The organism is Thermoactinomyces mirandus, assembly GCF_013868055.1.
Classification (GTDB): domain Bacteria; phylum Bacillota; class Bacilli; order Thermoactinomycetales; family Thermoactinomycetaceae; genus Thermoactinomyces; species Thermoactinomyces mirandus.
The window spans coordinates 1-23152 of the sequence record NZ_JACEOL010000052.1 but is presented as its reverse complement, the minus strand read 5'-3'; the positions used below and the strand labels follow the sequence as shown (position 1 = coordinate 23152).

24 protein-coding genes are annotated in these 23152 nt (G+C 43.0%); 22 read left to right on the top strand and 2 right to left on the bottom strand.

The genetic code is table 11. The features are described from left to right. Window positions 1-136 precede the first annotated feature (136 nt). Window positions 137-487 carry a hypothetical protein gene (locus H2C83_RS14345; RefSeq protein ID WP_181741887.1) on the bottom strand — a complete coding sequence of 117 codons (351 nt, stop codon included), beginning with the start codon at window positions 485-487 and terminating at the stop codon, window positions 137-139. A 136-nt stretch (window positions 488-623) separates the two neighbouring features. On the opposite strand from H2C83_RS14345, the gene H2C83_RS17860 reads away from it, so the two are divergent. Next, window positions 624-1628 carry a hypothetical protein gene (locus H2C83_RS17860; protein WP_246333936.1) on the top strand — a complete coding sequence of 335 codons (1005 nt, stop codon included), beginning with the start codon at window positions 624-626 and terminating at the stop codon, window positions 1626-1628. A 13-nt stretch (window positions 1629-1641) separates the two neighbouring features. Further along, complete coding sequence (locus H2C83_RS14335; RefSeq protein ID WP_181741886.1) at window positions 1642-2157, top strand: Imm6 family immunity protein; 516 nt, start codon at window positions 1642-1644, stop codon at window positions 2155-2157. 63 nt (window positions 2158-2220) lie between these two features. Here the strand turns inward: H2C83_RS14335 and H2C83_RS14330 are convergent, their stop codons facing one another. Continuing rightward, complete coding sequence (locus H2C83_RS14330; protein ID WP_181741885.1) at window positions 2221-2388, bottom strand: hypothetical protein; 168 nt, start codon at window positions 2386-2388, stop codon at window positions 2221-2223. Window positions 2389-2467: 79 nt separating this feature from the next. Here H2C83_RS14330 and H2C83_RS14325 point away from each other — a divergent pair, with 79 nt between their 5' ends. From H2C83_RS14325 to H2C83_RS14230, 20 genes are all read left to right on the top strand, one after another. Beyond that, window positions 2468-2899 carry a DUF2935 domain-containing protein gene (locus H2C83_RS14325; RefSeq protein WP_181741884.1) on the top strand — a complete coding sequence of 144 codons (432 nt, stop codon included), beginning with the start codon at window positions 2468-2470 and terminating at the stop codon, window positions 2897-2899. Between the two features lie 205 nt (window positions 2900-3104). Further along, window positions 3105-4964 carry a XylR N-terminal domain-containing protein gene (locus H2C83_RS14320; protein ID WP_181741883.1) on the top strand — a complete coding sequence of 620 codons (1860 nt, stop codon included), beginning with the start codon at window positions 3105-3107 and terminating at the stop codon, window positions 4962-4964. 270 nt (window positions 4965-5234) lie between these two features. Next, on the top strand, window positions 5235-6419 hold the full coding sequence (locus H2C83_RS14315) for an acyl-CoA dehydrogenase family protein (RefSeq protein WP_181741882.1): 1185 nt from the start codon (window positions 5235-5237) through the stop codon (window positions 6417-6419). 52 nt (window positions 6420-6471) lie between these two features. Then, a complete protein-coding gene (locus H2C83_RS14310; protein ID WP_181741881.1) occupies window positions 6472-7452 on the top strand; it encodes a DODA-type extradiol aromatic ring-opening family dioxygenase in 981 nt (326 codons plus the stop codon). Further along, window positions 7449-8297 (top strand): alpha/beta fold hydrolase, encoded by an 849-nt coding sequence (locus H2C83_RS14305; protein WP_181741880.1) that lies wholly within the window; start codon window positions 7449-7451, stop codon window positions 8295-8297. Before H2C83_RS14310 ends, H2C83_RS14305 begins: the two co-directional genes overlap by 4 nt. Window positions 8298-8785: 488 nt before the next feature. Next, window positions 8786-9529 (top strand): SDR family NAD(P)-dependent oxidoreductase, encoded by a 744-nt coding sequence (locus H2C83_RS14300; protein ID WP_181741889.1) that lies wholly within the window; start codon window positions 8786-8788, stop codon window positions 9527-9529. 43 nt (window positions 9530-9572) lie between these two features. Continuing rightward, window positions 9573-10751 (top strand): acyl-CoA dehydrogenase family protein, encoded by a 1179-nt coding sequence (locus H2C83_RS14295; RefSeq protein WP_181741888.1) that lies wholly within the window; start codon window positions 9573-9575, stop codon window positions 10749-10751. 22 nt (window positions 10752-10773) lie between these two features. After that, complete coding sequence (locus H2C83_RS14290) at window positions 10774-11232, top strand: MaoC family dehydratase N-terminal domain-containing protein (RefSeq protein WP_181741879.1); 459 nt, start codon at window positions 10774-10776, stop codon at window positions 11230-11232. Then, window positions 11229-11642, top strand: coding sequence for a MaoC/PaaZ C-terminal domain-containing protein (locus H2C83_RS14285; protein WP_181741878.1), 414 nt, complete (start codon window positions 11229-11231; stop codon window positions 11640-11642). The genes H2C83_RS14290 and H2C83_RS14285 overlap by 4 nt, the downstream gene beginning before the upstream one ends. 47 nt (window positions 11643-11689) lie before the next feature. After that, a complete protein-coding gene (locus H2C83_RS14280) occupies window positions 11690-12442 on the top strand; it encodes an SDR family NAD(P)-dependent oxidoreductase (RefSeq protein WP_181741877.1) in 753 nt (250 codons plus the stop codon). Continuing rightward, entirely contained in the window at window positions 12442-12945 is a 504-nt protein-coding gene (locus H2C83_RS14275; RefSeq protein WP_181741876.1) for a PaaI family thioesterase, read from the top strand. The genes H2C83_RS14280 and H2C83_RS14275 overlap by 1 nt, the downstream gene beginning before the upstream one ends. Next, a complete protein-coding gene (locus H2C83_RS14270; protein ID WP_181741875.1) occupies window positions 12942-14567 on the top strand; it encodes a long-chain-fatty-acid--CoA ligase in 1626 nt (541 codons plus the stop codon). The genes H2C83_RS14275 and H2C83_RS14270 overlap by 4 nt, the downstream gene beginning before the upstream one ends. Before the next feature lie 211 nt (window positions 14568-14778). Further along, entirely contained in the window at window positions 14779-15921 is a 1143-nt protein-coding gene (locus H2C83_RS14265; RefSeq protein ID WP_181741874.1) for an acyl-CoA dehydrogenase family protein, read from the top strand. 190 nt (window positions 15922-16111) lie between these two features. After that, window positions 16112-17848: a sigma-54 interaction domain-containing protein gene (locus tag H2C83_RS14260; protein WP_181741873.1), complete on the top strand. Its 1737-nt coding sequence runs from the start codon at window positions 16112-16114 to the stop codon at window positions 17846-17848. A gap of 214 nt (window positions 17849-18062) precedes the next feature. Further along, entirely contained in the window at window positions 18063-18473 is a 411-nt protein-coding gene (locus tag H2C83_RS14255) for an RbsD/FucU family protein (RefSeq protein ID WP_181741872.1), read from the top strand. 35 nt (window positions 18474-18508) lie between these two features. Further along, a complete protein-coding gene (locus H2C83_RS14250) occupies window positions 18509-19528 on the top strand; it encodes a LacI family DNA-binding transcriptional regulator (RefSeq protein WP_181741871.1) in 1020 nt (339 codons plus the stop codon). A 203-nt stretch (window positions 19529-19731) separates the two neighbouring features. Beyond that, the gene (locus tag H2C83_RS14245) at window positions 19732-20337 is read left to right on the top strand and encodes a KpsF/GutQ family sugar-phosphate isomerase (RefSeq protein ID WP_181741870.1); all 606 of its coding nucleotides are present in this window, start codon (window positions 19732-19734) and stop codon (window positions 20335-20337) included. A gap of 20 nt (window positions 20338-20357) precedes the next feature. Continuing rightward, window positions 20358-21299, top strand: a complete 942-nt coding sequence (gene rbsK, locus H2C83_RS14240; protein ID WP_181741869.1) for a ribokinase — start codon at window positions 20358-20360, stop codon at window positions 21297-21299. Next, window positions 21296-22615, top strand: coding sequence for an L-fucose:H+ symporter permease (fucP, locus tag H2C83_RS14235; protein WP_181741868.1), 1320 nt, complete (start codon window positions 21296-21298; stop codon window positions 22613-22615). Before rbsK ends, fucP begins: the two co-directional genes overlap by 4 nt. 69 nt (window positions 22616-22684) lie before the next feature. Beyond that, window positions 22685-23152, top strand: a 468-nt coding sequence (locus tag H2C83_RS14230) for a thiamine pyrophosphate-binding protein (RefSeq protein WP_512700745.1), incomplete at its 3' end; no start/stop codon positions are given.

The following is a 23152-nucleotide window of genomic DNA, read 5'->3' as shown; positions in this document are numbered from 1 at the left end:
ATTATCAATTGTTCAAGGTAATATATAAAGAAAAAGGAATGGTGTAACCCAACATGAGGGGTAAACAACTTCTTCGATTTCTCATGCTCTTGTTGATTACTTTTGCAGGAATAAGCCTTTTGACTCAAGGGATAGTTCATGCGGACAGTAGTTTTGATGTTCCAACGGTCAATGATAAATTTGACCAATTTGAACAGAAGGTTCCGGTGCAGAAGGAACAGCCCGTTTCGTTTCCACCGGTCGAAGAAAAGGAAGGATTTCTGGATTTTATTACCGAACCATTTTCAAAAGCTTGGGATTGGACAACGGACAAAATCTCAGGAGCCTGGAAATGGACAAAAGAAAACGCAGCTGCTTTTTGGGACTGGTTTACCGAGATTTGCTCCAAAATAGCAGAGGTTGTGATTGATGCTCTGTCGGCAACTTGGGAATGGGTGGTGAAATATAAAGAATATATAGCTTTTACGATAGTTTTATTGACCGGCATTATACTGTGCTTCTTTCCTCCTACGTCCGGGTTGGGAACTTACATATTATGGGGAATGGGCATTTCATTCCTGACAAGTATCATTCTCGACGGAGGCATCAATGAAAATACCTTCCTGGAAGCGGCGTTTGGCGGATTGCTTGGAATCTTTGGGCTTGGCATTGCCGGAAGTGTTTCAAAAGGACTGGCGACCGGATTTGGGCAAAGGCTGATCATGAGTGTCAAAAATTCCAAAATCTTGGGATCAGTACTTCGCGGAGGACAAAAACTGGCTTCCAGGTTACCAGCCCCGATCCAAAAAATATTTACCAAAACCGGATTTATAAGCTCAGTGGAAGGGACAGGAACCACCATAGCAGACGATCTCCTGCATGGTCGGAAGATCAATTGGAAAAACGCGATATTGGCAGGTTTTTTTGGAGCCGGAGCTGTCGGATTCGTTCATTTTGCCCAGCCAGTAGTAAATAAGGCCTTTGGATCACTGGAACCGTTTCTGGCCAGAACACCGATTGTAAAGAACCTGATCGCCAAAGTTGACGATTGTATTGCTGTTCGGCAAACAGGAGGATACCACGCCTTTTTCCTGGCGGTAAATCCAAATTGTATTGATACTGGCATAACAGACCTTCTGAAAAGTGATTTAAAAAAATGGAGAGAAAAGGTAAATACTGATAAACATACTATTGCAGTTGGCAGAACAGACATTGAAGGTTTGGAAGGTGAAGTGTTTAGAGGTGCATCACCGGGAGTGATAAAAGCAGCACCAAAAGAAGCAGGCTTAAAGCCTTTGGAAGTTAAATATCCAAATAGAACGATTAAGTCAACATTTAGAAGTCCGCGATTTACTAGGCATGCTGAAGAATATTTGATGGCTGAATTTGAAGAAGCAGTAAAAAAAGCTAAATTAAATCCAAGCGAAGTTTCTGGAAAACTATATGTACATCAATCAAATCCAAGAGGTGCCTGTACAGCATGTATTGCGGGAATTAATAATTCTAAAGCAGAAAAAGGGATATTTTTTAAATTCAGTAAAATGTATCCCAATCTCGAAATAATTGTTACATCAGAAATTATAGAGGGAAAAAGAGCTGTTGGAAAACAATTCTTTGTATTGAAAAATGGTAAATATATTGAAGGATAAGGAGATTTTAAGTATGAAATGGGTTGAGAATGTGAGTGCAGATGCAAAAGTTGCTTATTTATTAACGTTAACAGAAAAAATAATGAATAAAATAGAAAATTACAAATGGTACGATCTAGCAAGAAAATCTATCGATATGTGTTGGGAATGGGTAGAAAAGAAAATGCAAAGTGGAGATGAACTTTATTTGAGATTAGATAATGAAACTGATGGGTTATGCCATATTGAAGGGGTGGCTTTCATTAATGATGAAATTGATCCTCAAGAAGAAGCAGTATGGTTTTGTGTAACCGAGGCAGTTTTTTATGTTACTTGGCAAGCATATCAATATGAAAAGGAAGAATATGTCCCGCAAGCTATAGAAACAGTCGATGATGAAACAATAGACAACTTTATGGAAAGTATAAAAAAAGTAGACGGATATCAGGAAGAATGGGCGGAACAGTTAAAGAAATATCTCCTGGAAAACTATCCGGCAGGCAGTGACAAAAAGATCAAGAGAGAAGAATTGTTGAAGCAGATCGCATAAAACGGCTCATTTCCTTATCAGCCTGTTACACCAAAGCAGTAAAAGAAAATGAAAATATCCATTTCATATGCATTCTGAAGGGTTTATGGTCATTTCCAAAGTGAAGTCAAATCCCGTTACCTTTAACTGGCAACGGGATTTTTTAATCCATAAAAATATATTTTTTGCATAAATTGCTTCTGTTTTCGCTGTTCTTTTATTGGCTTCGTTTTTTATATTTTTCCTCATCAACTCACAAGCGGGTGACGTGGGTAATATCTTCTTTTTCCCGGCATATATTTACTGGCGACAGGAATAAAGGGGGGATACCATGCAATTTTATTACGGGGAGAAAATGCCACTTCGTATTCTGGACGAAGCGGAATTCTGGAAACAGCAGGAATCGGAACATACAGTCGTTATCCGGGAGTTGGTAAAAAATCTTGAACCCCGATATGTTGAAGCATTGAATGAATGGGAAAGCGCTCTGACAAATACACACCAGCGCGTGGTTCGCTGGATCGAAACCGTTATCCGATCCCCGCACAGGATTTCTCCTCAGTTGCAGCACAGGGTCATGGAACTGGTAAGATTTTGCCTGCACCAAAGTGAACAGTTTATAGAGTTGTGCCGGATCATCCGTGAACGGAGTCAGGCGTTTAAAGGAAATATGACTGCTCAAGTGGTTATGAACCATATTATTCGCGAATCGGAGTACTTTATTGGCATTGCCCAAACCATATTGTATGAATGTCGAAAATAGAAAATTTTCTACCAGGTCAGGATAAAAAGTAAAGTGAGAAGCTTGCCTGATTTTCCAAATTTTAAGTTCGCTTAAACAAACTCACAAACTCCTTCTGTTTTTTGAAGGGGTTTATTTGTTATTAAAAGAATATATTTAATATTCATAATATTGATCATTAGGAAATCAGATTAAAGTTGTTCAAACCAAAAAGGGGTGGTTTGAAATGGAAATTCAAATAAAGGATCAGAGATATAATCCCAAAATAGAAAAAAATCACCGTCAAATGATTACATTTTCAACTGCTTTGGGAATCCTTCGCCAACAATTGGCCAGAAATATTGGGGAAGAAAGAATAAAAGGATTCCTTGTCAGATTTGGATGGGAAATGGGTGTAAATGATGCTAAGCAAGCTTTAAAATCGGGCTCTTCTTTGGAATCATTAATTAAGCAAGGTCCCATCATTCATATGAACAACAGACATATTAGAGGATTCACACATGAATGCACGGTTGAGCTTGATGATGAACATAATATTGTTTCATTATTTGGAAAGGGAACGTGGATTGACTCTTATGAAGCAGTTGAGCATATTAAAAGAGCAGGGATATCCGATAAACAAACTTGTCATACCCTGATCGGTTATTCAAGTGGTTTTATGTCGACAATATGCGGACAGCCTGTTCTTGCAAAAGAGGTTAAATGTATTGGAAAAGGAGATCCAGAATGCAGCTGGATTACGAGGACTAAAAAAGATTGGGAAAGCGGCATGTATGAGGAATTGCATTTTTATTATGAAACGCCTATTCGAGAGGAGCTTAAGTACACTTATGAACAATTACTTGAACGACAAACATTTGTTACACGACTGTCTGATTTTCAAACAAAATTAACAGAAGAAATATTAAATGGAAGTGATTTACAAACTATTGTTGATATGGTTTATGATATGATTCAGATTCCGGTTATGATTGAAGATATGAACTTTGAAACTATTACATATGCAGGGTTGTCAGAAAAAAGCTGTTTAAATCTGAAGGCAGATATGGATCAATATATACAAAAGGAAAAACATTATTTGCCATTCAGAAAGAAGACAATCAAGACAGCTAATCAGGAACGACTGATTACGCCAATTATAGTTCAAAAGGAAGTTTTGGGATATTGTTCCTTTATATATAATGATGAGAAAAAACATAAACCTGAAGAAGATTATTTACTTTTAGATCGTTTTGCCAATGCAGCTTCTCTGGTCTTACTAAATGAAAAGACAAGGTTTGAGTCATTTGAGAGGATGAAGGGTAACTTTCTTGAGCAAATACTAGGTGCTCAACTTCCAGTCAAAGATATCATCAGTAGAGGAAAATTTGCAGGTCTTGATCTGAGAAAACCTTATCACATCATGGTAATGAAATATAGAAAAACACAATTGGCAGAACTGTCTGTTGAAGAAGAATTTCTTTTACAAGAGCAAATTCTTGAAACAGCTTTTCGATTTTTTAACAGAAAAAAATACCCTGTATTAGTAGGACAGCGTGAAGGAAATATTATTTTGTTAATGACGAAAGAAAGCAATGAGAAACTGATGATCCCTGATATAATAAAAAATTTTCAAAATGAATTGAAGCAAAAATATCCTGGAGTTGATTTCATGACAGGAATCAGTAACCAGGGGGATCGTATTGAAAATGCTTCAAGGCATTATGAGGAAGCCTCCATTGCTTTACGATTGACCATGAAAAAGAAAATTGCTGAATTTCATTCATTGGGAATTATTGGTGTATTGATCAATTCGAAAAATACAAGTGGGATAAAAATGATGGCGGAAGAAGAGTTGGGACCTTTATATAATCAAAAGGATCCAAGATCAGTCGAACTGCTTAAAACTTTATACATCTACTTGAAAAATGGCGGGAAACTCAAACAAACAATGGATGATCTTAAACTTTCAATGAGTGGATTAAGGCATAGAATTAAAAGAATAGAAGGTTTATTGGAAAAGGATCTTCGCGATTCAAATGAAATGAATCAGCTGTTTCTAATCATTAAATCATTGGTTGCGCTTGGAGAAATAGACTTTATATAGAAAATGGATCATTATTCTTAAACAAAGAACCGTTCAGATCAAACTGGGCGGTCTTTATTTATTGCCGAATAATATTCATATTCTGACTGGTGTTATTTTCTGAAAAGAACAAAAAATATTTATAAATATAAAAAATATAAATACTTTTTGTTCTAGTTAAAATATTCCTAATTAAATATACTTTATTTAAAGCAAATATACAAGTGATATCAATAATGCAATGAATAACTCACTGACAGTCGTTGAATAATTTAAAAGGGGTGACTTGGTATGAAGAATGATCTGCTAATGGAACAAAGTACAATCATTAAAGAGTTATTGGAGGGCGCAAAGAGAATTGGTGAACTTGCAGAACGTGAAGCACAAGAAGCAGAGAAGAATGCGACAGTTTCTGAAAATGTAATCAATCTTATAAAAGAGACTCAGATATCCAAGATTATGCTTCCTAAAAAATATGGCGGACCTCAAATCAATTTGAGAACGTTTGCAAAAATTGTCCGGATTGTATCATATCACAATGTTTCAGCAGGCTGGTTGACTTATCTTTATCCTTTACACAACATATTGCCAGCTTATCTTCCTGAAAAAGGAAGAGAAGAAATTATAAATCAAGGGGGTCTCATTTGTGATGTATTTGCGGCAGTAGGAAAAGCAGAAAAAGATGGTAATGGATATCGGATCAGTGGAAAATGGGATTTTGCCAGCGGCGTTAATTACAGTGATTGGGTCGGCCTTGGTGTTAAAATCCATTTTTCTGATAGTTCAGAACCTGAAGTTTGTCTGCCAATGTTAAAAAGATCAGAAGTTAAAGTTATAAATAACTGGGATACTTTCGGGCTTAGAGGAACCGGCAGTAACCAGGTAATTGCGGACAATGTTTACGTTCCCATGGAGCGTATTTTACGTTTGAAGGCAGCCGATGCAACTGGAAGACCACCTGAAGAAGATTATGACAAGGATTATCCATTATACCATGTTCCATTCTATCCTGCTTTTTATTTAGGCTTTCCTAACATAGCATTAGGGGGTACAGAGCGCTTGATTGAAGAATTTAAAAAGGCTACCGAGAATCGTATTCGATTGATGGATGGAATAAGAGAAAGTGAGTCCCCCCGAAGCCAAAGAGTATTAGCTGAAATAACGACACAGTTACATGCAGCCGATGCATTGATGGATAAGTATTTTGCTTTACTGGAAAACAGTAAAAGAGGCAGATGGAAAACAAAGCGTTCAGAGTACTTTGCAATCAGAACACAAATTATAAAAAATTGTACAGATATTGCTGTAAAAATCCTCTTGACACTTGGAGGAGCAGCTCTTTATAAAGGCGGAATTATCGAACTTATGATAAGAGATATTTTATCAGTTGCTACTCATAAAACCTCATTAATCGAAGATGCACTGGCGGCTTATGGCAAGGATTTGTTTGGATTTGATTCAGGAGTCAGGGGCTAAGGCGATTGCAGGAAATATTTGTGCTGAAAAAGTTATTCAGGGGGTTGAGAAAATGGCTGACATAATGGCAGGTGTTGCAATGTCACACAGCCCTATGATTATGACGAGTGAAGCTGCGGCTGGAGATCGGGGGAAGCAGTTTATTGAGACAACCAGGAAAATGAAAAAATGGTTAGAAGAAATGAAAGTAGATGTAATTGTATTAATTTCTGATGATCATTTTAACAGTTATTTTTACGATCATATGCCATCTTTTACGATTGGGATTGGTGAATGTGAAGGATGGGGTGATTGGGAAATTCCTCAGTACAAAATCCCTGTCGAACAAGACCTGGCCAAACATATTTTGACAACCGGGTTAGAAAATCATATAGACTTTTCTTTCACAATGAAAATGAAAGTAGACCATGGTCATACACAGATTATCCATTTTCTAAACCCTGAATTGAATATGCAGATTGTACCAATCGCGGTCAATACAGTTGCGTTGCCGTTACCGACAATGGATCGTTGTTTTCAATTAGGCAAAATATTACGTAAAGCAATTGAGTCATGGGAGTCAAATAAAAAAGTGGCTATCATAGCTTCTGGCGGTTTATCCCATTGGGTGCCAATTCCAAAAATCGAAAGTAACAAACCGGAGGATCAGGAATTGATTCGCATTCTCCAAAACGGCCGTCAAGAAATAGAACAGCTTGAGAAGTATTTGGAAACACGAAAGGCGAGAGTAACCCGGATCAAATCAGGTCCGGTAAATGAAGAATGGGACCGGCTGTTTTTACAATTAATCAAGGATCGAGACTTTGAATCAATTAGAAAATGGTCAACCGAATTTATTGAGGAAAACGGAGGCAATGGGGGGCAGGAAATCCGAAACTGGCTTGTTTTGTCAGGTGCTCTCCAGGAATTTGAATCAGAACTGGCATTTTATGAACCTATTCCGGAATGGATAACCGGAATGGCCATTGTAAAATTTGTACAATCGTTTTCATGCGGAAATATTTTCAATTCAGTCAGGGAGAGATTAAGATGACTATTTGGACAGATTTGGCGGATGTAGAATTCAAGTTATATTATTTGGATGCAAATGGAATTAAAACAAGGGTATTGGAAGCAGGAAAGGGTGAGCCTCTTATTTTGCTTCATGGTACAGGAGGACATATTGAAGCTTATGCAAGGAATGTAAAAGGCTTAAGTGAAAAGTTTCGTGTGATTTGCATTGATATGGTAGGTCATGGCTATACGGATAAACCAAATCGGGAATATGGTATTGATTACTATAGTGACCACCTTTTATGGGTCATTCAGGCACTTGGCCTGTCAAAAGTCTGTCTTTCAGGAGAATCTTTGGGAGGCTGGGTAGCTGCATGGTTTGCAGCGTATCATCCTGAGTATACACAAGCCATGGTGCTGAATACACCTGGAAATGTAAATAACAAGCCGGAAGTAATGAAAAGACTGAAGGATTCGACAATAAAAGCAGTAGTTGAAGCCAATTATGAAAATGTCAAAACAAGACTTGAATGGTTAATGTATGATAAAAGTCAAGTAACGGATGAATTAATAAAAACACGTTATGATATTTATACAAGACCTGAATATCAAGAAGCAGTCTATAACATTGTGTGTCTTCAGGATATTAAGGTAAGAGAACGATATTCATGGGATCCATCGTGGTGCAGTAAGATTAATGTTCCAACATTATTGGCTTGGACAGACCATGATCCGACATCAACAGTAGAAGAGGGAAAGCAACTTAAGAAAATGATTCCGAATAGTGAATTTATTGTTATTAAAGATGCCGGCCACTGGCCCCAATGGGAAAAACCAGAAGAATTTAATTATATTTTAACCAAATTTTTACTGGAAAAGTTATAATCAGGTAAATGAATAAATTGATGGATAACACATGCCGCTTTCTGATTTTGAGATAGTTTCTTGTTCTATCAAAAATCAAAAGCAGTATGTGTTTTTTGCTTTTATTGGCAAAATACGAGTAAGTAAAATGTCTGAATATAACTAAAACAACTTAAGTCAATCTTGCTAAGTCAAAGTCGAATTATTTCATGCGTAAATGATTTAATTTGAGGATTGAAAAACACCTCCGATTCAATAAAATCTGCAGGAGGCTTAAATGTATCACCTTTCTGCTGTAGATGGGAGGTTGGCATACAAATTGCTTTTTAAATATATAGATTTTTTTGTTTTTGGCAATTGATTACACGGGATTTGTTCACAGCAAAACGAACAGCGAGGGGGTCTTGTGCATGGTGCAATGTTGAAAGCGGGAGGAAGCCACACGCTACTTGGCTCTTTTAAAATCAGGAGCAGCGGAAGATCCGGAAGCCGGTAAAGGAGGAACAGGCATGCGGCTCAAAGGAAAAGTGGCAGTCGTCACAGGTGCAGGAAGCGGCATCGGGGAAGCGATCGCAAGAAGATTGGCCCGGGAAGGGGCAAATCTTGTTCTGGCAGGGCGCACACGTTTCAAATTGGAAAAAGTGGCGGGAGATATTGATAAAGCCTCGGCAACGGTTTATACCGCGGATGTGACCGATGAAAACCAGGTTAAGTTACTGGCTGGATTTGTCCGTGAGCGTTTTGGCCAGATTGATATTCTTGTAAACAATGCAGGGGGTTCAAGGCATAACAGACTATCAGATATTACGGCAACAGAATGGGAGGAAGTACAAGCGGCCAATTTGCGCAGCGTTTTTCTGATGACGAAGGAATTGTCAAAGCTGATGCAGGGAGGTGACGGGCGATCCATTGTCAACATTGCGTCCATTTCGGGAATCAGGCCTGGTACGCGAATTGCCCATTATTCCGCTGCCAAAGCGGGAGTGATCAATCTTACCCATGCTTTTGCCCATGAACTGGCGCGATACGGAATCCGGGTGAACTGCGTCAGTCCCGGATTTATTGAAACTCCGCTGACAGAAGCCGGTTTGAAAAACGAGAGATTTGCGAACAGCATCTTGCGCCATACGGCGCTGAAACGGGTGGGAAGGCCTGAGGAGGTGGCGGGTGCAGTCGCTTTTCTTGTTTCAGAAGACGCATCTTATGTCACGGGGGCAAACATTGTTGTTGACGGTGGCTGGCTGATTCAATAGGGAAGAAGAATTTACCGTTGTCAAGGAGGCATTCATAAAGATGATCGATTTTGAGTTGACACGGGAGCAGCGTGAAATCCAACGACTGGCTCATGAATTTGCGGAAAAGGAAATTCGCCCGAAAGCCGCTTATTACGATGAAACCGAGGAATTTCCCTGGGAGATTGTAAAAAAAGCCCACAAGATCGGACTTACGACTTTTTCCTATCCCGAGGAATACGGAGGGGGCGGAATTGACGATCCGGTCACCAGTCTATTGGTGTCTGAGGAACTGGCATGGGGTTGTGCCGGGATTGCCGTTGCCGTCAGCGGTTCCCATCTTCCTGCTGCGGCGATAATGGCGATGGGAACGACCCGGCAAAAGAAAAAATGGCTGCCGATTCTTTGTGACCCGGACAATTGCAAGATCGGGGCAATGGGACTTACGGAACCGGGGGCAGGCTCGGATGTTTCTTCTATCCAAACGACTGCGCGGCGGGAAGGCGATCACTACGTATTGAATGGAACAAAGCAGTTTATCACCAACGGCGGCATTGCGGACATTCATGTCGTGTTCGCCAGCCTTGACCGGAGCAAGGGCTGGGGAGGTGTTGCTGCGTTTATCATCGATGACAAGAACATTCCCGGTTTTTCGATGGGCCGCAAGGAAAGGAAAATGGGCGTCCGGGCTTCCCACACTGCCCAGGTTATCATGGAAGATGTTCGTATTCCGGTTGAAAACCGGCTGGGTGGAGAACCGGGTGATCAGGAGTATGTACCGGGTTATATCGGTGCCCTGAAAATGCTTGAACATACTCGCCCCGGCGTGGCTTCCTCCGCCATTGGCATCGCCCGGGCCGCTTATGAATATGCGTTGGGTTATGCGAAAGAACGGATCCAGTTTGGAAAACCCATTGTTGAACATCAGGCGGTAGCTTTTAAATTGGCCGATATGGCCACCCGGATTGATGCGGCCAGGCTGTTGACATGGCGGGCTGGCTGGATGCGCCACAAAGGGGTCCGTTTTCAGCGGGGGGAAGGCAGTATGGCCAAATTGTTTGCAGGGGACGTAGCGATGGCAACAACGATTGACGCCATTCAAATCCTTGGCGGGTACGGATATGTCAAGGAATATCCGGTTGAAAAGTGGGCCCGCGACGCCAAGATCTATCAAATCTGGGAAGGGACAGCGGAAATCCAGCGAATGGTGATTTCGCGGGCGATCGCCAAATATGGGAGATAAGTTGGGAAAGGAGGAAGATGAAATGAATTTGAGCCAGTTTCAGGCATTTGTGGGGGTGGAGTCCACTCCCGTAAAAAATGAAGTGGAAAAAGGAGCGATTCGAAAATTTGCCGATGCGATCGGTGATTCAAACCCGATTTATCGTGATGAGGAATATGCGAAAAAGACGCGTTATGGAAAGATTATCGCTCCGCCAACATTCAGCCGTACGTTTGATTATGGAGAGCTTCCCGGCTTTTCCGTCAAACGGGACGGCCTGATTCACGGGGAACAGCATTTTGAATATTTCCGTCCCATTTATGCCGGAGAGGTGTTGTATTGCTCAACCAGACTGGCTGACGTTTATGAGAAGAAAGGGAAACTGGGGCGCATGATTTTTCTGGTCTATGAGCAGAAAGGAACCGATGAAGAAGGGAAAACCGTATTCATTGCCTGGTCCAATGTGATTTATCGCGCGCAGGAGGGAGGTTTTCGGCCGTGAGACCATTTCAGCCAGGTGATCCGATTGGGCCGCTGGTGAAACCGCCTGTTACAAAAACACAGTTGGTGATGTATTCAGGCGCTTCCGGTGATTTCAACCCGATCCATACGGTTGATGAGTATGCAAAAGAAGCCGGTCTGGGCGGAGTGATCGCCCACGGCATGCTGACCATGGCCTTTGTCGGCCAGATGATGACCGATACAATTGGCGTTGAGGGAGATTTGCGTACTTTTGGAATTCGCTTTACGGGGATGGTCCGTCCCGGAGATATCATCACTTGCGAAGGCAAAGTGACTGAAATCCGGATTGAGGGGAAAAAGCAGGCGGTTTCCTGTGAAGTGTGGGCTTCCACGCAAAATGGGGACAAAGTGGCGATCGGGCGGGCGAAATACACGGTTCCCCTCAAGTGAATGGATTTTTTTACTGCAAGACTGACTAATAAAGGAGTGGATCAATCGTGAGGTTGAAAGATCGTGCAGCTATTGTGACAGGTTCCGGAAGAGGGATTGGTGCAGCGACAGCAAGGCGTCTTGCTGAAGAAGGGGCAAGGATCACGGTGACCGATATCAATGAGGAAGCATGTGAGCAAACGGCAGCCGCAATTTGCGAGGCAGGCGGGGATGCGATTGCGGTACCCTGTGATATCACAAATCGGCAACAGGTTGAAGAGATGGTGCAAAAAACGGCGGATACGTTTGGACAGGTGCACATACTGGTGAACAATGCGGGAGTGATTCGTGACAATCTGGTCCATAAAATGACGGATGACGATTGGGATACCGTCATGAATGTGCATTTGAAAGGGGCGTTTTATGCTTCCCGGGCAGCTCAACGCTTCATGGTGCCGCAGCGGTACGGGAAAATCGTCAACTTCAGTTCCACTTCGGCGCTCGGCAACCGGGGACAGTTAAATTATGCAACGGCGAAGGCCGGGATTCAGGGTTTTACGAAAACACTGGCCATTGAACTGGGCAAGTTTAACATCAATGTAAATGCGGTGGCGCCTGGTTTTATTGAGACTGATATGACCAGGGCAACCGCGGAAAGGATCGGCATATCGTTTGAGGAGCTGAAAAAAGCGGCTGCAGAACGTTCGCTTCTGGGACGTACCGGGAAACCTCGCGATATCGCCAATGCGGTCCTGTTCCTCGTTTCTGAAGAATCCAGTTTCATTACCGGGCAAGTCCTGTATGTGCGGGGAGGGATTTAATGAGAAATGATTTTTTTCAGGAAGTGGCGGAATCCGGGACTGAACTGGAGAAACTCCTGCTCAAACGGGTCAGGCAGGCGATTTTAAACGTCAGGAATAATGTGTCCACTCATCTCCATGAAATGATCGGCTTTAAAGGTCAATGGGCAGGGGAAAAAACGTTTCAATTTGAAACGGAAGTAACCCCGTTTCTGTTTAACCTGAACCAGGCGGTACATGGAGGCGTCCTCGCCTATATTGCCGATACGACTATGGGGTCCATGGTTTTTCAAGCATTGCCGCCCGGGAAAATATCCGTCACCTCCGAAATGAAGATCAACTATATACGTGCCGTTCACGAGGGAAAGTTGAAGACAAAAGCGGAGCTCCTTCACCTCGGCAAGCGTACTGCCGTAGCAGAGTGCAAACTGTTGTCCGGGGATGGCGAACTGATTGCTGTTTCCAGTGCCTCTTTTGCCATTCTGGACATAAAATCCGTTCTCAAAAAGGGGAATGATCAATGAAAATGGTAACCGTGGTTGGCAGTGTCAGCCATGCAAAAGGGAAACCGATTCAACGCAGGCTTCTGTCGCTGCCGCAAATGCTTGATCAAACCGTCAGGCAACACGGGGACAGGACAGCCGTCCAGTTTTATGAGACGGAAATTTCTTACCGGAAGTTACAGGATTTATCGAGATTGGCGGCAGGGGCATTCAGGCGCCTTGGAGTCAAAAAAGGGGATCGCATCGGATTAATGCTTCCCAACTGCCCCCAATATGTGGTCGCTTTTTATGGAATTCTGCGGTGTGGAGCGATTGTTGTCCAGGTTAACCCGATGTACACCAAACGGGAAATCGAATTTGTTTTACAGGATTCAGGTGCGGATGTTTTAATAGTTTTCGGCGATTTATATTCCCGCTTCAAAAAAACAAACCTTTTTTCCCGTCTCAGAAAAGTGGTTGTCGTCAAACCGGACGAATCCGTTTTCCCGGGATTGGCTCAAAATACCGTTTCCTGGGACAACCTCCTGGCGGGAACTTCTTTTATGGCTGATGATGAGCCGATTGATCCTGAGCGGGATGTGGCCGTTTTCCAATATACTGGCGGAACCACAGGCAGGTCCAAGGGTGCGATGCTTACCCATTTCAATCTGGTAACCAATGTACTGCAACTGAACGACCACTCGCGTGGCAATTCGCTTACCGAAACAGACAGGATTTTGATCGCCATTCCCCTGTTTCATATATACGGCATGACGTGCGCGATGAACTTGGGAATTTTAAATGGCAGTACAATAATCTTGCTGTCCAGGTTTGAACCGCTGGAAGTGTTGCAGACGATAAAAAAATATCGTCCCACCTGTTTTCCCGGGGTTCCTACGATGTATGTGGCGTTAAATTCCTACCCGAAAGCGGAGCAGTACGGGATTGATTCGATTCGCATCTGCAACAGCGGTTCGGCGCCGATCCCGGTGGAACTGATCCAGTCGTTCGAGAAAAAAACAGGGGCCAGCATGTATGAAGGCTATGGACTTTCTGAAGCTTCTCCTACCACGCACAACACGCCCCGTACCGGGCAGAAAAAGCCGGGCAGTGTGGGAATTCCGCTTCCCGGAACAGAAGCCCGGATTGTTGATCTTAAGACGGGGACAGAAACATTGCCGATCGGCGAAGCTGGAGAACTGGTAATTCGTGGGCCCCAGGTGATGAAAGGTTACTGGAACATGCCGGAAGAGACAAAGCAGGCCATACGGGACGGCTGGTTATTTACCGGGAATATCGCCCGTATGGATCAGGACGGTTTTTTTTATATCGTTGATCGGAAAAAGGATCTGATCATTGCCAGCGGCTATAATATTTATCCGCGTGAAATTGAGGAAGTGCTCTACACCCATCCGGCTGTAATGGAAGCGGCGGTGGTTGGGGTGACGGACCCGTATCGGGGAGAGACGGTAAAAGCGTTTATTGTGCTGAAACCGGAGGCCCAGGTTACCGGAAAAGAGATTGAGCAGTTTTGCCGCAGGAATCTGGCTCCATTCAAAGTGCCAAAACAGATTGAGTTTCGTAAATCTTTGCCCAAAACGGCTGTAGGCAAAATTTTGCGCAGGGTGCTGGCCGAAGAAGAGAAAAAGAGAAATGGTAATTAGGTCATTAATTTTATATAAATGTCAATATTTAATCCAATGCATAGTCAGGCAGCAGTTCATAAAAGGGTTACCATGCGAAGAGATCCGGTCCATTGGTCCGGTCGTCAGGAATTTTGTGATAAACGAAGCAGAACCATGAGGGAACCTTAAGAGATTCAGCGCAAAATTACTGGATCCGGTTACTTCCATCTATGAGAAAGGAGCGTCAGCCATGATTGTATTTTCCCGGGAATTGCAACAGATTGCAAAGACGGTAAAGAATTTTGCGGAGAAAGAAGTGGAGCCGTACGCCAATCAGATCGAAGAAGAGAATCGCGTTCCCGAACATCTGTTGGAGCAGGCCAAACAATTGGGCCTGTTTGGGATAGGGATTCCGGAAGAATATGGAGGACTTGGTCTTGGTGTGACCGGAAAATGCCTGGTGCTGGAAAATCTGGGACGAACCCATAATGGCTTTGTTTCGATCATCAGCGCCCATACCGGCATTGGCAGTACGGGAATTGTCCGCCTGGGAAGTGAATATCTGAAACAGAAATATTTACCGGATCTGGCGAAAGGAAAATTGCTGGCTGCCTTTGCCCTGACAGAACCTGAAGCCGGATCGGATGCCGCCAATCTGAAAACGCGGGCCGAGAAAAAAGGAGATCGCTGGATCTTGAACGGGATGAAACATTTCATTACCAATGGCCCGGATGCTGATCTTTTTACTGTGATTGCTGTTACCGACCCCGCCAGGGGAGTCAGGGGCGGATTTACGGCGTTTGCCGTTGAAAAAAGTTTTCCCGGCTTTCAGGTAGGAGCAGTTGACAGAAAAATGGGCTTAAGGGGTTCACACACCGCCCAGCTGTATTTTGAAGATTGTGAAGTACCTGCAGAAAATGTGATCGGCGAAGTAGGGATGGGATATGTTTCAGCTCTTAAAATCCTGACAGAAGGGCGGTGCACTCTGGCGGCACGGGCGTACGGCTCTTGTCTGAAGCTGATTGAGCTCGCCGCTGCTTATATGAAACAACGTGTGCAGTTCGGAAGGCCAATCGCGGAAAATCAGGGATTGCGATGGATGCTGTCTGATATGGCCACTGAAACGGAAGTTGGACGGGCTTTTAATTACCAGGTCGCTCAAAAGCTGGAAAATGGAGAAAAAGCGATCAAAGAAGCGGCCATGACAAAATACTATGCCAGCGAAACATTTAACAGAGTTGCCGACCGGGCACTGCAAATTTTCGGCGGTATCGGCTATATGAAGGAGTATGCAGTCGAACGTTTCTATCGGGATGCCAGGATCACCAGGATTTATGAAGGAACCAGTGAAATCCAGAAAAATATCATTGCCGCCCGGCTGCTGGGAAAATAAAAGATCCTGAAGGATACCGGTTTTAAAGCGGCCATGGGTGCAACAGTCAACCAGATCCATTTCCGCCTCTGTGACAAACGGCAAATCGTCGTTTGTTTTTTGTTTGTTGACAATAAAAATATAGAGGATTATTCACTATTGACAGATAATTCATACGTATGCAATTTTTCCGGAAAAAAGGGGGTTCAGGATGGGGAAAGAAGACAGGGAAGAAGCGATCAGAAATCTGGAAACGGGAATGGTTGTCTTTGCCCGGAATCATACTGTTTTATATGCCAGTGAAATGATTCGAAAGTGGTTTGGAGAACCAAAAGAATTGTGGAAAATTGCCCGGCTGGAACAATATCTTTCCGGGACCGGTGTTTTGCCGGCCAGCTGGAAAATCAGGCACAAAGGGATGGGATTGCAGCTGAATCTCTACTCGTATTCAGACAGCGCCAACGAAACAAGAGCCATCCTCCATGCAACAAACATAACCCCTCTGGAAAAAATGGAGCAGCAGCTGGCTGAGGCCAAAGCGGTTGGAGATGAGCTGGATGCAACCATTCAAAATTCCTATGATGCCATTTATATTGTCGATGCCAACGGGATTACGCGAAAGACAAATAATGCGATTGAACGGCTGACAGGCATTCCGAAAGAATATTATATCGGCAAGGATATGCGTTATCTTGAAAAGAGAGGATTTGTCGATAAATCGGTATCGATGGAAGTGATTAAACAGAAAAAGCCGGTTACCCGGATTCAGGAAAATTGGCGCGGAAAAGTTATCATGATGACCGGGAGTCCCGTGTTTAATGACCAGGGAGAAGTAATCCGGGTTGTTACCAATCTCCGCGATATTACAGAGCTGAACCGGCTGCGTGAAGAACTGTCGCAATTGCGCAAATTCCACGCGAAAGACGAACCGGTCGTGGTTGCCAGTCCGGCAATGAAACAGGTGATGGAAGTGGCCGGGCGTGTGGCGATGACGGATACGACTGTATTGTTGCTCGGCGAGTCGGGCGTTGGAAAAGAAGTAGTTGCCCGCATGATCCACAAAAACAGCAAACAGTATGAAAAAGGCTCATTTATTAAGGTGAATTGCGGTGCGATTCCCCAGGAACTGCTGGAATCCGAACTTTTTGGCTATGAATCGGGCGCATTTACCGGAGCAAATAAAAACGGGAAACCCGGACTGTTTGAACTGGCCAATAACGGGACGCTTTTTCTCGACGAAATCGGGGAATTGCCTCTCCATCTGCAGGTAAAACTGCTACGTGTATTGCAGGATCAGGAATTTCACCGGGTAGGCGGCGTCAAAACCAAAAAAGTCAATGCAAGAATTATTGCCGCAACCAATCGGAATTTAAAAAAAATGGTGGCAGACGGGCAATTTCGCGAGGATCTGTATTATCGGCTGTATGTGGTACCGATTGAAATCCCGCCGCTCAGGAAACGGCCGGAGGAAATATTGCCGCTGACCCGGTTTTTTTTGGATAAATATAACCGAAAATACCAGACGGAGAAGAAACTGACGCCTGAAGCCCTTGAAATTTTTCAGAACTATCCCTGGCCGGGAAATATTCGCGAACTGGCCAATTTTATTGAACGCCTGGTTGTCACTACCTCCTGTCATGAGATTCTCCCGGAACATCTGTCTCTTTCAACCGATGGACATATTACGGTTGAAGAGGTTTTTTCCGTTTCCGGGAAGCAAACGGAGAATACAGATGTCCTTTTGCATGGCAGAAGCAATTTTTGGGAAGCGGGAGGGTTCCGGCAGGCAATCGAACGGGCAGAGTGCAGTATTCTGACCGCTGCTTTTGAAAAATACGGAAGTTCTTATGAAGTTGCCAGGGTCCTGAAAATCAGTCAATCAACAGCTATCCGAAAGGCTTACAAGTATGGAATCCGACGCAGGAAAAGGAAGAAATCCGACCGTTGAAATAAAGAATCGGCCAATTTTCCCCCGGTAATTTCATCGGGGGTTTTTGTGTCACAATGCCGTTATCTTTGGAAAGTTTCCATAATGAGCCAACAAAATGTAAGCCATTGACATTTCCAGATAAGCAAACTATAATTGATTGTGAAATCGATTTCTATTAATCGATTACTATATTCAATGCCAACTTGTAAGCAATATATATAGGAGGGCTATTATGTTAACAACAGATTGTATTCATCCCAAAATTCTGGAAGTCGTTGCTTCTTGCGGTCATGGAGACAAAATCCTGATTGCTGATGGAAATTACCCGTTGAATTCCTGCACCAATGAAAACACAACCAGAGTTTTTCTTGGACTGGCTCCAGACCTGCCAACAGTTACTGATGTATTGAAAGTATTGAATAACACAACGAATTTTGAAAAAGCTGAGGTTATGGATCCACAAGGCGGGGAAGAACCCGAGATTTTCAAGGAATTTATTGATATACTGGATACTGGAGAATTGGATAAACTGGGCCGCTATGAGTTTTATGAAGCAGCTCAAGCCAAGAATATAATACTGGGAATAAATACGGGTGAAACACGTACCTTTGCAAATATTTTGCTTACGGTTGGTGTCAGATAGCCTTTTCCCACGTATTTTTGAGAAGGGTGATGTTGGTGAAGTCAAAGAATGTCACAATGAAAGATATCGCTAAATATACAGGCGTTTCTACTGCAACCGTTTCCAGGGTATTAAATGATAACTACCCGGTTAACATCGAAACCAAAAAAAAGGTACTTAAAGCCATGAAGGAATTAAACTACGAACCAAATCTGGTTGCAAGGAACTTACGATCCAGAAAATCCAATCTGGTTGCAATTATTGTGGCAGATATAAAAAATCCTTACTATACGAATATTGCCAAGCAAATTGATGATTATCTTTTCACAGAGGGGTACAACCTGATTACCTGCAATACGGATGAATCCCCCAAAAAAGAGAAAGAAATTATCCGTATGCTGCTGAGCAGAAACATTGATGCAATCGCCATTGCCCCAAGTGACAGTCAAAATACGGATTTATCAGAGTTGATCAATCAAAATGTGCCGATTGTCCTGGTAGACAGGAAAATAAAAGATTTGCAATTGCCGTTTGTAGGGACAGATAATTTTAAAGAAGCCTGTTCTTTAACCGAATTCCTGATCAAAAAAGGCCACAAGAAAATTGGCATCATTAACGGCACCCTGAACACAAGTACCGGAGAAGAACGTTTTCTGGGTTATAAAAAAGCAATGGAGGACCATGGCCTGTCTATTGATGAGAAGTGGATTTATAACGGCGGCTTTGAAGAAAAGAAAGCTTATGATGTGTTGAAACAGTTCCTGCAAACAGGCGATGAATTGCCGACTGCTTTATTCAGTTGCAATAACCTGATGACAAAAGGTGCAATGAAAGTGTTGAAAGAAGGCAACGTAAATATTCCAGACGATCTTTCCCTCATTTCCTTTGGCGCATTGGCCAATCAGGATTTAATGTGTCCCCGGATCACCTGTGTTGAACAGGACACAACCTATATTGGCAGAAAGGTAGCCGAATTGTTGCTGGATCAATTGAAAAATAAAAAACAGCTGAAAAATGCCAGTATTATAACTGAGAGTATATTTATGCCTGGAAATTCGGTGAAAGAAATCCTGTAAATCGATTACGTTTTAGTAATCGATTTTAAAAAAATGGCAGTATAGAAATCGATTACCAAACAACATCGGAAACGGTATTTGGTTATATTTAAAAACGCTTGTATAGAAATCGATTACATCACCCTCTAATAAAAACAAACAGGCAAAGAATGGTTGTTCAAGTGCATTTCAATTGAATTTCCACAGGAAAAGGGAGTTTTAACATGAGTATTAAAGAAATGATAGCCGAAGTCATGGAATCAGAAATCAGTTCGATCATTGGCGTGAAGGAGAATGTTGACGATGCTTATGCACAAGCAGTCGAAAAAATATTGAATTGCAAGGGGAAAGTTATTTTTCTGGGTGTTGGAAAATCAGGACATATAGGGAAGAAACTGGCTGCAACCTTTGCAAGTACAGGAACACCGGCGTTTTTTGTTCATGCGACAGAGGCGGTTCATGGTGACTTGGGAATGATCGAAAAAGATGATATTGTGATTGCCATTTCCAACAGCGGGGAAACGAAAGAAGTTTTGAATACGCTGCCATCCATCAAAATGATTGGTGCCAGTCTGCTTTCCATGACTGGAAACAAAAATTCGACATTGGCCAAAAATAGCGAGATTACTATAGAAGTTTGCGTCGATCGGGAAGCGGACCAGCATAATCTGGCTCCTACCAACAGTTCAACCGCAACATTGGTGGTTGGAGATGCCCTGGCCGTAACCGTTTCCAGAATGAAAGGGTTTAAAAAGAAAGATTTCGGATTATACCATCCGGGCGGAAGTCTGGGCAAACAACTGCTAGAGGGTGGCTTTATTGAAAAATGACAGAGAGAAGGATGTCTATCATGAAAAAGATATTGGTCATAGGCAGTTTTATGACAGATTTGGTAGTGCAGACTGATAAGGTTCCGGTAGAAGGAGAAACGACGATTGGAAAAACATTTAACCGGTTTACGGGCGGAAAGGGAGCGAACCAGGCAGTTGCCGCGGCCAGATTGGGCGGAAATGTAACGATGGCCGGAAAGCTTGGGAAAGATGATTTCGGGAAAGAGCATATGGAAGCCCTGAAGGCAAACGGGATTGATTTCCATTCTGTATTGTTTGATCCCGAAGCAAGTACCGGAATCGGCAATATTGTTATCGATTCAACAGGAAACAACCGGATTATCGTTGTCCCGGGAGCAAACCTGAAACTGACGGAACAGGATATTGAAAACATGGAAACGGTAATCAGGACTTCAGATATTGTTGTCTTGCAGTTGGAAATTCCGATGGCAACTGTTTACAAGGCAGTTGATCTTGCCAACAGACATGGAAAAACAGTAATTCTCAACCCTGCTCCGGCACAGAAAATCAATCCGGATATTGTAAATAAAGTGGATTATATTATTCCAAATGAAACTGAGGCCAGTCTATTGGCAAACGTGGAAGTCAAAAGCCTGGAAGACGCCAGAAAAGCTTCGGAAATGTTGTTAAATCAGGGCTACAAAAATGTAATTATCACTCTTGGAGAAAAAGGGGTTGTCTGCCGAAACCATGAACAATTTGAGCACTTCAAGCCTTACAAGGTAAAGGCGGTTGATACGACTGCAGCCGGAGATTCCTTTATTGGCAGTTTTGCTTTTGGCTTGTCAAAAGATTTGAGTATTGATCAGGCCATTGAACTGGCAGTGGCAGCATCTGCTTTAACTGTCACAAAACTGGGTGCACAACCTTCATTGCCGACCATGGAAGAAGTCGAAGCGTTGAGGAAAGGACCAATAAATGTAAAGGTGGATCAATTATGAATAATAAAAAGCTTGTTCAATATCCTGACGGCTATTTAAACCGTGTTCCCATATTGCAGTTTGTACTGGTTACGCTGTTATTTCCGTTATGGGGTGCAGCGGCAAGTTTGAATGACATTTTGATCACACAGTTCAAAACAGTGTTTGAATTAAGCGATTTTGCGACAGGTTTCGTACAAAGTGCTTTTTACGGAGGATATTTCCTGCTTGCCATACCGGCGGCAACGGTGATCAAGAAGACCAGTTACCGTGTGGCAATTGTTATTGGGTTGATCTTTTACATTATTGGTTGTTTCCTGTTCTTCCCGGCATCCAACTCAGTAACTTATGGTTTCTTCCTGTTTTCCATCTTTGCCATCGCCGTTGGATTAAGCTTTCTGGAAACTTCAGCAAATACCTATACTACCATGCTTGGCCCAAAAGAAAGCGCTACTCAAAGGATTAATATCGCGCAAGTCTTTTATCCAATTGGCGCCATGACCGGTATTCTGCTAGGTAAATACTTTGTGTTTACCGAAGGGGCAAGTCTTGAATCACAACTCGCCGGCATGAGTCCGGCTGAAGCGGAGCAATTTAGCCTGGAAATGCTCCAACGTACGTTGGTGACGTATAAATTCATTCTGATGATTTTGTTTGTTGTATTAGTCATGTTTATCATCTTCAAGTTCCCGAACACAAAAGCCGTGGAGACAAAGGCTGACAAAAGCGGGGTTGGCCTGGTTGAGACACTGAAATATTTGATCAAAAACACCCCGTTCAAAAAAGGGATCCTCGCTCAGTTCATTTATATGGGATTGCAAACAACCGTCTGGTCATTTACGATCCGCCTGGCTCTGGATATCAATCCTGAAGTGAACGAACGTTTTGCTTCCAATTTCATGGTGTACAGCTTTATCGCCTTCTTTATCGGAAGATTCCTGGCCAACTTCCTGATAGCCAAATTCAGAACAACATTGGTATTAACAATCTACTCTATAATTGGTACCATGTTGTTAACCTATGTTGTGCTGGTACCAAACATGACAGCCGTATATGGGGCCGTCTTTGTAAGCGTATTATTCGGTCCGTTGTGGCCAACCATATATGGTAGAACACTGGAAACGGTTAAAGACAAATACAGAGAAACAGCCGGCGCAATTTTGGTTATGTCTATTATCGGCGGAGCTGTAACACCGCCAATTCAGGGATTGTTCTCTGATATTTTTGGTTCCATGCAAATATCATTTGTGGTACCGGTGTTATCATTCCTGTATCTTGCTTATTACTTCTATCAGGAGAATAAGCAGGAGAACCTGGCTTTATCCAAAAACAATTAAAAGAAAAAATGATTTTGCTCAACCTGAAACAGGAGTAAAAATTCCTTTTCTTGAGAAGGAGATTGCATGATGTCAAACGTTGCCGAACAACTATCAATCAACACAATTCGCACCTTATCCATTGATGCCATTGAGAAAGCCAACTCGGGCCACCCGGGCCTGCCCATGGGTGCTGCCCCGATGGCGTACACCTTGTGGACCGACTTTATGAACCACAATCCGAAAAATTCCAAATGGTTTAACCGGGACCGCTTCATTCTTTCAGCGGGCCACGGATCCATGCTGCTGTACAGCCTGCTGCACCTGTCCGGCTATGACGTATCCATGGACGATTTGAAAGCATTTCGCAAGTGGGGTTCCAAAACTCCCGGCCACCCGGAAGTGGGCCATACAGACGGGGTGGAAGCGACCACGGGACCGCTGGGCCAGGGAATCGCCATGGCCGTGGGAATGGCGATGGCCGAAGCCCATCTGGCCGCAACATATAACCGGAAAGATTTTCCCGTGATCGATCACCTCACCTATGCCCTGACGGGG

Excerpts from the sequence above, each read along its gene's own strand:
- H2C83_RS14345 (WP_181741887.1), bottom strand. The coding sequence starts at position 487 with ATGCCGGTCAATAAAACTATCGTAAAAGCTATATATTCTTTATATTTC.
- H2C83_RS14335 (WP_181741886.1), top strand. The coding sequence starts at position 1,642 with ATGAAATGGGTTGAGAATGTGAGTGCAGATGCAAAAGTTGCTTATTTA.
- H2C83_RS14325 (WP_181741884.1), top strand. The coding sequence starts at position 2,468 with ATGCAATTTTATTACGGGGAGAAAATGCCACTTCGTATTCTGGACGAA.
- H2C83_RS14320 (WP_181741883.1), top strand. The coding sequence starts at position 3,105 with ATGGAAATTCAAATAAAGGATCAGAGATATAATCCCAAAATAGAAAAA.
- H2C83_RS14315 (WP_181741882.1), top strand. The coding sequence starts at position 5,235 with ATGAAGAATGATCTGCTAATGGAACAAAGTACAATCATTAAAGAGTTA.
- H2C83_RS14310 (WP_181741881.1), top strand. The coding sequence starts at position 6,472 with ATGGCTGACATAATGGCAGGTGTTGCAATGTCACACAGCCCTATGATT.
- H2C83_RS14305 (WP_181741880.1), top strand. The coding sequence starts at position 7,449 with ATGACTATTTGGACAGATTTGGCGGATGTAGAATTCAAGTTATATTAT.
- H2C83_RS14300 (WP_181741889.1), top strand. The coding sequence starts at position 8,786 with ATGCGGCTCAAAGGAAAAGTGGCAGTCGTCACAGGTGCAGGAAGCGGC.
- H2C83_RS14290 (WP_181741879.1), top strand. The coding sequence starts at position 10,774 with ATGAATTTGAGCCAGTTTCAGGCATTTGTGGGGGTGGAGTCCACTCCC.
- H2C83_RS14275 (WP_181741876.1), top strand. The coding sequence starts at position 12,442 with ATGAGAAATGATTTTTTTCAGGAAGTGGCGGAATCCGGGACTGAACTG.
- H2C83_RS14270 (WP_181741875.1), top strand. The coding sequence starts at position 12,942 with ATGAAAATGGTAACCGTGGTTGGCAGTGTCAGCCATGCAAAAGGGAAA.
- H2C83_RS14265 (WP_181741874.1), top strand. The coding sequence starts at position 14,779 with ATGATTGTATTTTCCCGGGAATTGCAACAGATTGCAAAGACGGTAAAG.
- H2C83_RS14260 (WP_181741873.1), top strand. The coding sequence starts at position 16,112 with ATGGGGAAAGAAGACAGGGAAGAAGCGATCAGAAATCTGGAAACGGGA.
- H2C83_RS14255 (WP_181741872.1), top strand. The coding sequence starts at position 18,063 with ATGTTAACAACAGATTGTATTCATCCCAAAATTCTGGAAGTCGTTGCT.
- H2C83_RS14245 (WP_181741870.1), top strand. The coding sequence starts at position 19,732 with ATGAGTATTAAAGAAATGATAGCCGAAGTCATGGAATCAGAAATCAGT.
- rbsK (WP_181741869.1), top strand. The coding sequence starts at position 20,358 with ATGAAAAAGATATTGGTCATAGGCAGTTTTATGACAGATTTGGTAGTG.
- fucP (WP_181741868.1), top strand. The coding sequence starts at position 21,296 with ATGAATAATAAAAAGCTTGTTCAATATCCTGACGGCTATTTAAACCGT.